8 protein-coding genes are annotated in these 11,336 nt (G+C 53.6%); 5 read left to right on the top strand and 3 right to left on the bottom strand.

From position 1 onward, the window contains the following. Positions 1-428: 428 nt before the first annotated feature. The 5 genes from GOW48_RS22130 to GOW48_RS22110 all read left to right on the top strand — a co-directional run bounded on the left by GOW48_RS22130 (position 429) and on the right by GOW48_RS22110 (position 7,515). Positions 429-1,220, top strand: a complete 792-nt coding sequence (locus GOW48_RS22130) for a heparin lyase I family protein (protein WP_170756230.1) — start codon at positions 429-431, stop codon at positions 1,218-1,220. Positions 1,221-1,513: 293 nt separating this feature from the next. Continuing rightward, positions 1,514-1,999: a GNAT family N-acetyltransferase gene (locus GOW48_RS22125; RefSeq protein WP_170756229.1), complete on the top strand. Its 486-nt coding sequence runs from the start codon at positions 1,514-1,516 to the stop codon at positions 1,997-1,999. Between the two features lie 331 nt (positions 2,000-2,330). After that, a complete protein-coding gene (locus GOW48_RS22120; protein ID WP_170756228.1) occupies positions 2,331-3,722 on the top strand; it encodes an alpha/beta fold hydrolase in 1,392 nt (463 codons plus the stop codon). Between the two features lie 270 nt (positions 3,723-3,992). Continuing rightward, a complete protein-coding gene (locus tag GOW48_RS22115; RefSeq protein ID WP_170756227.1) occupies positions 3,993-5,462 on the top strand; it encodes a tetratricopeptide repeat protein in 1,470 nt (489 codons plus the stop codon). 289 nt (positions 5,463-5,751) lie between these two features. Next, positions 5,752-7,515 (top strand): adenylate/guanylate cyclase domain-containing protein, encoded by a 1,764-nt coding sequence (locus tag GOW48_RS22110; RefSeq protein ID WP_170756365.1) that lies wholly within the window; start codon positions 5,752-5,754, stop codon positions 7,513-7,515. A gap of 3 nt (positions 7,516-7,518) precedes the next feature. On the opposite strand, the gene GOW48_RS22105 is transcribed toward GOW48_RS22110, so the two are convergent. The 3 genes from GOW48_RS22105 to GOW48_RS22095 form a co-directional block, all read right to left on the bottom strand. Beyond that, complete coding sequence (locus GOW48_RS22105; RefSeq protein ID WP_170756225.1) at positions 7,519-8,772, bottom strand: NAD(P)-binding domain-containing protein; 1,254 nt, start codon at positions 8,770-8,772, stop codon at positions 7,519-7,521. A 24-nt stretch (positions 8,773-8,796) separates the two neighbouring features. Further along, positions 8,797-9,357: an OsmC family protein gene (locus GOW48_RS22100; protein WP_170756224.1), complete on the bottom strand. Its 561-nt coding sequence runs from the start codon at positions 9,355-9,357 to the stop codon at positions 8,797-8,799. Positions 9,358-10,022: 665 nt separating this feature from the next. After that, the gene (locus GOW48_RS22095; RefSeq protein WP_170756223.1) at positions 10,023-10,733 is read right to left on the bottom strand and encodes a class I SAM-dependent methyltransferase; all 711 of its coding nucleotides are present in this window, start codon (positions 10,731-10,733) and stop codon (positions 10,023-10,025) included. Between the last annotated feature and the right edge of the window lie 603 nt (positions 10,734-11,336).

Below are 11,336 nucleotides of genomic sequence, written 5' to 3'. Positions count from 1 at the left end.
GGCTCGCGCTCTCGCTGTCATAAGTTGTGCGAAATGGCGGGCGAACGGCGGGTTTGAGCAGAGAAACGGAAATTCGGGAAAATAGGTTCAATGACCGCTTCGAACCCGAAGCGGTCGTTTTGAATCTCGCAAGTTTCGACCATTTTGGCGCGGGTGGCGACAGGAAGCCCAGTGGAAAACTGGTAGAAACAATTTCAGCGCAATCTCAAGAGCTAGTACGGTATTTTCTGTTCCTAAGTCGTCATTTGTCTGACAGACTCAGATGACTGACTTGAGCACAAAATTTTGTTTTACTGCTAGGTTTCTAGTTGAACTGCAGTTCACCACCAAAAACCAAGCCTGAAGAGAAATTCTCTTCTTCTTGGTTAACCCCTATCGGTAAATAGTACTTCAGTTGAGATAGTTTTCAGATGTTAGGTTAGAAATAAATGAAAAACGTATTTCTTGTTTTAAGCTTTGTCATTGCGGGTGCATCAGTAAATGCCGACAGTCTTAAATTCAGATCTTTCGAGCAAAATCGTAGCAATTTACCTGGATCGTACGACGCGGTGCGTTCTTCTCAGATCCCTTTAAGTGGTCGAGGTCATAGGTTCAGAATTTACGGCGGGGACTGTGTCGTACCCAATTATGGCGGGCAAAGCGTTGGTGACTGCACATATAAATCTGTGCGTTCACAACTGATGGAGCGCGGCTGGAATAAACCAAGTATCAAGCAACCTGAAAGTGCTTGGTATGGCTTCGATTTCTTAATGCCTCAAGACTTCCCAATCGGGGGAGCGCAGACGAAAGGCCTTTATAACTATGTCCAGTGGAAAGGTAACAACTGTCCGCATGTCGCACTGGTCAGTAACCAGAAGTCCACGCAACTTGCGTTTCAACTGATGCGTACGACAGGAACGAATGATTGCGAACCATTGGTTAAAAAAGGTCTGCTCAACCTCAATACGGTGAAGGGCCGCTGGACACGTATTGAAGTGTTTGCGCGCTGGTCCAAGGGAAATGAAGGGCGTCTTGAGTTTTACGTCGATGGGGAGCGAGTAGGTACGCACTCAGGACCAACTCTAACGGCCATGCCTGCTCAGAGTGGAGCGTCAATCAAAAACCATTTTGATTTCGGGCCATACCTGTGCTGCACATCCGGTCTGCAGAATATTCGTCCAGGAACGTTGTATTATGCAAACGTTTCGCGTGCGGCGACTCGTGATGCTCTTTGGAAATAGGGAACAACTTCCAGAACTCATCGACACTCATACTTTCTGCAAGACAACTAGGGACCGTTTGGCCTGCAACAAACGTTGGCGTACAGGACAAAGATGTTTCGGTCGTCTTGCAGTACTGCGCCACGGCTATTGGCAGCTGTGTCCGCAGAGCGGTCGTTCGCGCTGGTCGCGACGAATGACCGCTTCGAGCCCAAAGCGGACACCAATTCTTGCGGCAAGATGCTCGTTATTCTGATACGAGACAGCCTTGGATCTTTTGGGTTAGTCTTCCCCGCGACATGGGGGAAAATCGCATGAAAAAGTTTAGAAATGCCCAACTTTCCGATGCGGAACGCTGCTTCGAAATTGAAACCTCGGCTTATGAGGGAGACGAAGCAGCAACCCATGCTAAAATCTGTAAACGGATAGAGACCCATCCCGAGGGATTTTTGATCCTTGAAGTGGACGGTGAAGTTGTTGGCTTCATCAATTGCGGATGCGCTCATGAGGTCGAGATGTCTGACGAGGACTTCAAAGTGCTTATTGGCCACGACCCTGACGCCCCGAATGTGGTCATCATGTCCGTTGTCGTTGATCCCAAGAGACAAAGAAAAGGCTATTCAAGGTCGCTGATGGACGAGTTTGTAAAACGCATGCAACGGATGGATAAAGAAATGATCTATCTGATGTGCAAAGAACATCACGTGCCGCTCTACGAAAAGCTCGGCTATAGCTATCTGAAACCGTCGGCCTCCGACCACGGCGGAATGACATGGCACGAAATGAGCATGCGACTTTGAACCAATACTAGTCGTTTCTACTTCAATTGGTTGTTCAACCGAATTGAACGCGTCGCTGCGCAACCAACACGCGCCTTTATGTCTAGGTATGGGCCTCTTAGTGGCGTCGGTATCCAAATTTGAAAGGTTCTGGTAGTTTGCCTCTGCATCTGGGGAGGAACGCTTGATGGAGTACTATAAACTCGGGAACTACTCTCGAAAGATCACTACATCTTCATTCTGGTGAGAGAGCAATAACTCAATGCGGATGAAGTACACGGCTTAACGAATATGACTTCTGGGGTGCACAATTAAGTGCCTTGCTGCCGGGAAAGCTCTTTGGGAGACTACGATGGAACAACGACTTTCAGCCATTCTTGCGTCTGATATGGTTGGCTATTCTCGATTGATGGAAGCGGATGAGTTGGGTGTTTTGTCGCGTCAAAAGACGTACCGAAAAGACTTGATTGACCCGGAAATCGCTCGAAACCGAGGGAAAATTGTAAAGACGACTGGAGATGGCCTATTGGCAACATTTCCTTCTGTTCAGAACGCTGTACGCTGCGCGTTGGAAATCCAGAAAGAGATGGGGCGGAAAGAGTTGGACTTGGTCGAAGATCGGCGGATCCGATTCAGAGTGGGTATCAACCTTGGCGATGTAATCTTTGACGACGACGATATCTTTGGCGACGGTGTGAATGTTGCCGCGCGACTAGAGGGCCTGGCGGAACCGGGTGGCATCTGTGTTTCGGACATTGTGCATCAATCTGTTCTGGACAAGATCGATGAACCATTTCGAGACATGGGCGGGCAGCGCGTGAAAAACATCACACGACCAATACGTGTGTGGCAATGGACGCCTAATGTGGTGCAGGAACGAAAAGCGCCGGAAATCTCCTATCAGCAGCGCGTGAAATTCTGCAAATCCGCTGATGGGATTAATTTGGCTTGGGCTTCAACGGGAACCGGAACACCTGTTCTTAAGGCTCCCAACTGGCTGAACCACATCGAATATGAGTGGACCAGTCCTGTATGGGGGGATTTCTTATCTGAGTTTTCCAAACTCTGCCGGCTGGTTCGGTTCGATCAACGCGGCAACGGACTTTCTGACTGGGACGTCGACGACATCTCCGAGGACAGAATGATAGATGATATGGTTGCCGTCGCTGATGCATCTGGCTTGGATCGTTTTGGTCTGTTTGGAATAAGTCAGGGCTCAGCGTTCTGCGTTCGATTTGCCGCGAGATACCCAGAGAGGGTCAAATTCCTGATCCTTCTAGGCGGATATGTCCGTGGAAGAATGATGCGAGGAAATCCTGAGGCTGAACAGTTTTATGAGGCGTCCCGTGCAATGGTTTCAGCGGGCTGGGGGTCGCCTAATCCTATTTATCGACAGTTCTTTACGTCCAGCTATATGCCAGACGCAACTCCAGCGGAGAGTGCCAGCTTTGATGAAATGCAGCGAATTTCTGCGAGCCCGGAAACTGCTTTAAGGATTATGGCCATGAACTCAAAAGTTGATGCGCGAGCAGACGCCCGAAAGTTAAATGTGCCTACACTTGTGCTACACGTGCAGGGGGACATGGCAGCTCCCATCAGTGAAGGTCGTGAAACAGCGCGTGAAATAGCCACCGCAGAGTTCGTTGAACTTCCCGGTGCTAACCATTGCATGATCCGCGGTCATGCAGGATTTGATGAATTCTTTCATGAAATTGGCCCATTCCTTGCGGAACAACAGGATTGACCGCTTCGTCCGCAAAGCGGACATTGGAGCAGGCTGCAACGAACGTCTGCTCTGCAGACTAAGCTGCCCTTAGCTGCGCTGCGGCATGTTTGCTTTGCTTGAACGACTGCTCAGCGGATAACGCGGACACGCCGCGTAAGAAAATATTCGATCGAACAGAGTGCATCGCCGCTCAGATGACAGTTCGGACATATCGTACAATTTTGTGTATGATGCCGCCGAGCCATACGCTCAAAAAATTTCGGACAAAATTTAATGTGGAGACGATAGATGCAGCATTTGCATACCAAAGCCCGCAATACTTTTGTCGCCTGTATTAGCTCGTTCTTTGTTTTCGTGCCCGCAGTCTCAGCGGAGGCTAATTTCCAGACGACATGCAACCCAAAAGCGGACCAGGCTTTCAACGAAGGTCTGAATCTAATTCACAACATGATGTACATTCAAGCCGAAGAAGCGTTCGACCAAGCAGCGTCTGCGGATCCAACTTGTGCCATTGCACAGTGGGGTATCGCGATGTCGAACTTTCACCCTCTTTGGCCGGGCACTCCCAGTGAAGCCGAAACAGAGAGAGGGTCTGCTGCAGCGGAAAGACTCGCGTCAATGTCCTCCGAAAGCCCCGTTGAACAAGCATTGATCGACGCCGCCGTTGCTTTCTACGCCTCAAGCCAGGAAGGCTACCGCGCTCAGCTTAAATCGTGGGCGGAGAAACAGGTGGCAGCAGCGGACCAACATGCAGACGACTTGGACGCCGCGGCGTTTGCGGCGCTGGCACGACTTGCAACGGCGCCGCGAGGGGCCGACGGAATCAAAGTAAAGTCGCAGGTGGGAGATACGCTCGACGCGCTTCATCAAAAGGCACCAGAACATCCTGGCGTCATTCACTACGCGATCCACGCCTATGACAATCCGCCACTCAAGGAGCGAGGCAGGCCGTACGCCGAGATTTACGATAAAACGGCTCCAAGCGCTCCACATGCGCTGCATATGCCCGCTCATATCTTTACACGAACAGGAGAATGGGAAAAATCAATTGATCTGAACAGCCGGTCCGCTGAAGCGGCTCTTGAGCAATCAAAAGACGTGGTACAAAGCCACTATGCGCATGCGATCGACTACATGGTTTACGGCCACCTACAACTTGGGAATACAGACGAAGCTGCAGGGCTGGTCGACGAAATGCTCGCAATTCAAAATCATCAGGCCAGTTTCGGAAGCGCTTATGCGTTAGCGGCTGCCCCCGTTCGGCTGCCTCTTGAGCAGGGTCAGTGGGACGTCGCGGCGGCACTGTCGCCTGAGATGCATCCGGTCATTCCATGGGAGAAATTTCCACAAACTGTAGCCATGCGGTGGTTCGCGATTGGTATCGGCGCGGCCCGTAGCAGTGATGTCGATACAGCGCAGAGCGCGCTTGCCGAGCTCAAGTCTTTGCACGCTGTGATGAAGGAGCGTGGGCAGGGCTATTGGGCGCAGTTGACCGAAGCACAGATCATGTCGGTGGAAGCCTGGATTGAACTGGCGGGTGGGGGCTCTGAGGCCGCAGTTGCTAAGCAGGCAGCCGCGGCTGATCTCGAGGATAAGATTGGCAAAAGCCCGGTCACACCCGGCCACGTCCTTCCGGCACGAGAACTTCTCGGGGACATGCTGATGGAGCTTGGAAAACCCAATGAAGCTGCGATCGCTTATCAGGCGACGCTGGATCTTTCTCCAAACAGAGCAAGAAGCCTCGCCGCACTTCAATAAGTGGCAACAACGCACTTGGTCGGTGCTTTGTAGTTTTTGCAGCAGCATCGACCGATTTGGGCAAAAGCAGCCGCATAACGATCATGGCCCGAACGACTGCCATGCGGACAAAGCCGTCGTCGTACATTGAGCACGGCGGCGATGGCTTCGGAAGTTACCAATTGGCTTTGCAGGTTCTGCATGTTCCTTGCGAATTTCCGGAGTGAACCATCAGACAGGCTTGGAATGATTGGTTGGCATCCAGCCGATCTCCAGATTATTGTGATTCGAACAGCTATGGCGCGGTTGGATGTCTCAGGAACGAGTTCGAAGAAGGCTATCGGCGATTCTTGCGGTCGACGTCGTTGGTTACGGCCGACTAATGGCGGCGGATGAAGTTGGAACATATGCCGCCCTGCTGGACTGCCAGAAGTCTATCCTGGATCCCTCGGTGTCAGGCCACGGTGGGCGCGTTGTCAAGCTGATGGGAGATGGCGCGCTCGTCGAGTTCCAAAGCGTCGTCGATGCCGTTGAGTGTGGAATTGATATCCAGGCGGGATTTTCAAGACGCAATGCCGATCTGCCCCAGGCCAAGGCCATCTTGGTTCGCATCGGCATCAATCTGGGCGACATCATCATCGATCGCGGCGACATCTTCGGCGACGGCGTCAATATCGCGGCCCGGCTTGAGGCAATCGCAGATCCGGGCGGCATATGCATCGCCGGTTCGGTCTACGACCAGGTCAAGAGCAAGGTCGACGTCAAATTCGAAGACCTCGGTGAACAGACTGTCAAAAACATCGCCGAGCCGGTCCGGGTCTATCAGGTGAAGCCAGCCGGAAGCGTCACGATGCCGTTTGCCACCGCGGCGTCGGCCGTGACGGTCCGACCGTCGATCGCAATCTTGCCATTAGACAATCTGTCGGGCGATTCCGATCAGCGATATTTTTGCGATGGTGTCAGCGAGGATCTGACGACCGGGCTGTCACGTTTTGACTGGTTGTTTGTGGCTGCGCGCAATGCCGCCTTCCGATATCAGGGCCAGCCCGTCGACGTTAAGCGCGTCGGACGCGAACTTGGCGTTCGCTATGTGCTCGAAGGCAGCGTTCGCTCGGCCGACAAGAGGGCGCGGGTGAACGTCCAGTTGATCGAGACAGAGCGTCAGGGCCACGTTTGGGCCGACATGCTGGATGCAGACATGGCAGATCCGTTCGAGGCTCAGGACGATGTCGTTACGCGCATCGCGTCGACGCTCGGACCGGAAATAATGCAAGCTGAAGTATCGAATGTCTTGCTGAAGCAAAACCAGGATCACACCGCATGGGACCGCTATCTGCTGGCACTGCGCGGCTATTTCACAATGACCAAGCCGGCGCTGGAGGAGGCGATCACACACCTCGACAAGGCGATCGAACTGGAGCCGGATTTCGTTATGTCCCATGGACTGTTGGCACTCTGCCATGGGCAGATGGCAACTCATGGCTGGACGCGGCCGGCGCGAGAGGGTTTCCGCCGGGCACTGAACCTCGCCAACAGGGCCATTCGGATGGCACCGGCAAGCCCCGAAGCGAACCAGGCGCTTGGCTGTGTTCTGATGTACACCGGCAAGGCGAAGGACGCCGTGACCTCTGCCCGGCGCGCGATCGAGCTTAATCCTTACTATGCCGAGGGCCACGCCGTGCTCGGACATTCGTTGATCATGTGCGGCGAACTCGAAGAGGGCATCAAGGCTTGTCAGACGGCGCTCAAAAGCACGCCACGGGACTTCCGGGGTAGCTGGTTGCTCGATGCGATTGGTCACGGTTATTTCTTCCGTGGCGAATACGAAAAGGCCATAGATCTCTCGAACCGGGGACTGCAAAGCGACCCCGGCTTATTCGGTGCGCTGGTCACTCTGGCCTGCGCGAACGCCCGCCTCGGCCGGATGGATGAGGCGAAGCGCGCCATCGACCAACTTCTGGCCGATATCCCCCGCTATTCGCTCAGTGCCGTTCGCAAGAACCCTATGTTCGTTGACCCGAAACTCGTCGACGAGTTGATTGACAGCCTTCAACTGGCTGGTCTTCCGGAATAGCGCTCAGGCCGATTGCCCGCGTCCGTCCAGCCAATCTGCCAAATGGGCAGCCAGATCGCGCGCATCTTCCCCGGCCCCATCGATCAGCGAGGACTTACGCCGGCGCAGAAACTGCATTCCCATCAGGTACATTCCCGGCCAATCAACCACGCCACCGTTGTGTCGGACCCGGCCCTTGCGGTCGAAGACAGGGACATGCAGCCAGGAATAGTCGGGGCGGTAGCCTGTCGCCCAGACGATCGAGCGGATCCCCTCGGCACACAGTTTCATGGTTAGCGGCGGACGATTCGGTACGCGGGTTGTCTCAAACCGGTGCGGATCGGGCATCGTGCTGTCCAGTCCTGCTTTGGTGGCCCATTCATCGACGGTCGTGAGAAGCCGGTTCATCTTGAGATCGGCCAACGCACAGACGTTATTGAGCGAACCAGAGAACAGCGCTGAGTCGTCGCGCAGGCCTGCAAGCTTGCCAACCAGCCTGACCCCTTCATCCGTCAGCGCATTCAGATCCAATGTTTCGCGCGTGTCTGTGCCCGTCAATTGCAGCGAGGGCACGGTGCGCGCGCGTTCGAGATCCTCGACCTCGAAATAGGTCTCGTCCTGCAGCCCGCAGGCATCCATCCACCACAGAATATCGCGGCCTCGATAGACCCGTGGCAGCCGTACATGTTCGCCAGTTGAAAGGACCACGGGTCGCCCGGAACGGTGAATCTCGCGGGCAAGCTGTGTGCCGGTCGCCGAACCGCCGACCACCATGACACCCCCGTCCGGCAGGTCTGAAGGTTTGCGGTAAGTCTTGGTGTCGATCGACAGGATATCATTGGGAAGGTCACCTGCCAGCTTCGGAACAGCCGGAATGTTACAGGCGCCCGAAGCCAGAACAATGGCGCGACAGTGCCAGGCCCCGCGATCGGTCTCGACCCGAAAGCCGGGGGCTGCCTCCCGAACTGAGGTTACCGTCGTACCCGTCTCCACCGGGGCCGAGATTGCAGTGGCATACTCGCCAATAAAGTCGATCACCTGAGCCATGTTCATGTAACCGTCGGGATCGTCGCCGCCATATGCATAACCGGGCAGCCGGCTGCACCAGTTCGGCGTCAGCAGACGAAGCGAATCCCAGCGTTCGGTGCGCCAGGAATTCGCCACCTCGCCACGTTCAAGAACAACGTGATCGATACCGCGCTCGGCGACGCATCGGCTCATGGCAAGTCCGGCATGGCCGGCGCCGATCACGACGACTGTGGTCAGGCGATCAGGCATCGAAAGCTTCTAAGGCCCGGCCCGCTACTTCACAGTCACCGAGACATTCGTCGGATTCGTGACGATGTCGAAGACTGCCGAGCGTTTTTGCGATTGCGCCACCAGCGCCTCGATATCCTCGCGGCTTGCGTCGGCATCGATTTGATAACTCACATTGATGCCGTCAAAGCCATTTCGGACATCGGAATCGATCCCGAGAATACCCTGCACATCCATGTCACCTTCAATTGTCGCCTTCACCAAGCGCAGCTGGATTCCTCGGTGTTGCGCAACCGCGGCTATGCCTGCAGTCAGGCAACTGGCAAGTCCCACCAGCACGTACTCAACCGGTGTCGCTCCATGGTCCTCGGAGGCGAACAGCTCCGGATGATCCGAATTGAATGTAAACACCTTGCGGTGCCGCTGCTCTTCGCCGAGGCCGAAGAAGCTTTCGACGCTTGAGTGGCTGTGCGTGCCATTCTTCCATTCGCAGTTGGCGCGCCACTGGAACCTTGCGGCTTCCGGCGCGGCAGTCAGTGCTTCACGTGCTTCGAGAAGTGCGCCAACGTTGACGCCGTTGTCCACAGTTTGCTCAGTCGGTTCCATAGAGTTCCCCCGGCATTTGAAACATCAACATTTAATAACACAAAAAACAATCTTTTGCGCGCCTTGACATTTGGAGTCCCGAAATGCGCTCGCCGACGCCACGACATGGCCCAGCAGAACGGCAAATCTCCGGACAGCGAAATGCCTGAAGTCTGATGGGACTGCTATGAATCGAGCATTACAATTTACGCAATTTTTTTCTTGAATGACCGCTTCGGGCTCAGTGCAGACGTTCGCCGAATTTTCACGAATAACCACTATGCGGACAAAGCCGCCGATCCGTTAGGTTGTTGAGATGCGCGGAAACGGCCCTGAGCCGACCTTGAACATGGTCCATCGACTCTGCACCGGCGACCCGCTTTGCCACCATTCGCTTCAGCTGCTCGACTTCAACAGTGCTGGATGTCTTCATAGCGGACAAACCAAAATTCGCCCCAACCGCTCGGAGGGGGACCTCAACTTCTGAGACCACAGGCAAGTTATCCCAAGATTTGTCGTAGTATTCCTATAGGTGTGTACACCGCTCGTTAAACACAGGAGAAAACCGCAATTTCGACGATTGGTGTCAGATACAATGTTCGGCAAGCTGATCCTGCAAGGGGCTGAAAAGGCGAACTTCTAAGCCTTTCGCCTCGTGGAAAGTGCGTTGACCACTTCCAACAGGATCAGTCCACCTTCTTCCTCCAATATATCACGGTGAGCTGAATTGGCGCAGGCTTTCCCGCATTTACGAACCAAATCGGTCTGTAGCCGGAGGCGTCAAAACTTTCACTTGCCTCATCGACAAACTTGCAAACAGCGCGTGTGACCTCGGGCGTATCCGAGTTGCCATAATCATCGCATACAAGCAAACCACCAGGGCGCAACGCGTTCAATCCAGCCCGAAGGTCCTTGATCGTCGGTTGCAAACGATGATCGCCATCAATGATAACCACATCGTACATGTATTGCGACGCCTCGAAAAAATCTTCCGATTTTTTACGGATGAGTGCTGCGTTGTGTTGCCTGAAAAAAGCCCGCGTTCTCTTGTACTGCTGTTCGGCCTCGGATGTTTGGCTTTTCCAGTAAGATCTGAAGTATGGGTCAGTCTCATCGCCGATGTACGGGTCGACACCCGTGTAGGTTTTAATCGTTGAGGGAGAATAATTCAGTAGACCCTTCAGCACATTCCCCGTGTAAACCCCGATTTCAAGTATGTCGATCTGTCGACCATTCGCGTACTGGACGATAATATCGGAATAGACTCTTCGTCTATCTTCATCGACTTTTCGTCTATCTTCATCGACTTTTCGTCTATCTTCATTTTTTTGTAACGGAAGATTGAACAACTCCGGTTTTGTGAAAACATGATCGACGTCATCAACAGGGTCTGCCAACTTTCCAACCTTTTAATTTTGATAATTAAAGCTGAACAGGTATTTTCGCGGATTGCAATCAGAAAAAGGACATCGGTGGATAGCTCTCCTTGCCATTACCAAACCAGCCAAGAGACATCCGATTGCGTACAGCCAAGCTAGTCGTGTCGTGAGTAGAAAGGAAATGGCGGCCCATCGCAAAGGTTTTCCCGAGATTTCCTGGCGATTATGCACACTGGGTTCTCGTAAGGACATTGTTTGAACTCATGTGGTTGCGCTGGCGTGCCACAAGCGATTTTACCGGATGGATTGCTTCCTCGTCTCCTGTCTCGTCGGTTGACTCTGACCGCCTTCCCATTCATCGATGACAGCAGAAGCGGCTCAGAAAGAGCCGAGATCTGGCTAAAGAGGTAGCTGGGGATCTTCTCGTCGTCCGTCCGCTTCGGGCTCGAAGCCGCCATTCGCTGCACTTACCGCGAACTTCAGCTTTGCGGTCAGAACGAATATTGTTTCTTTCCTATTAGGCGTTGGATAGCTATAATCCTCGCATGTCAAAGCGGGACAAACTCAAGCGTAACCGTATGAAACGGTACGAAGATTTAGCATCGCGTCGAAACTACGTTG

It is taken from the genome of Ruegeria lacuscaerulensis (assembly GCF_013033355.1).
GTDB lineage: Bacteria > Pseudomonadota > Alphaproteobacteria > Rhodobacterales > Rhodobacteraceae > Ruegeria > Ruegeria lacuscaerulensis_A.
The sequence above is the reverse complement of the archived record's forward strand: the minus strand, read 5'-3'. Positions and strand labels throughout refer to the sequence as shown.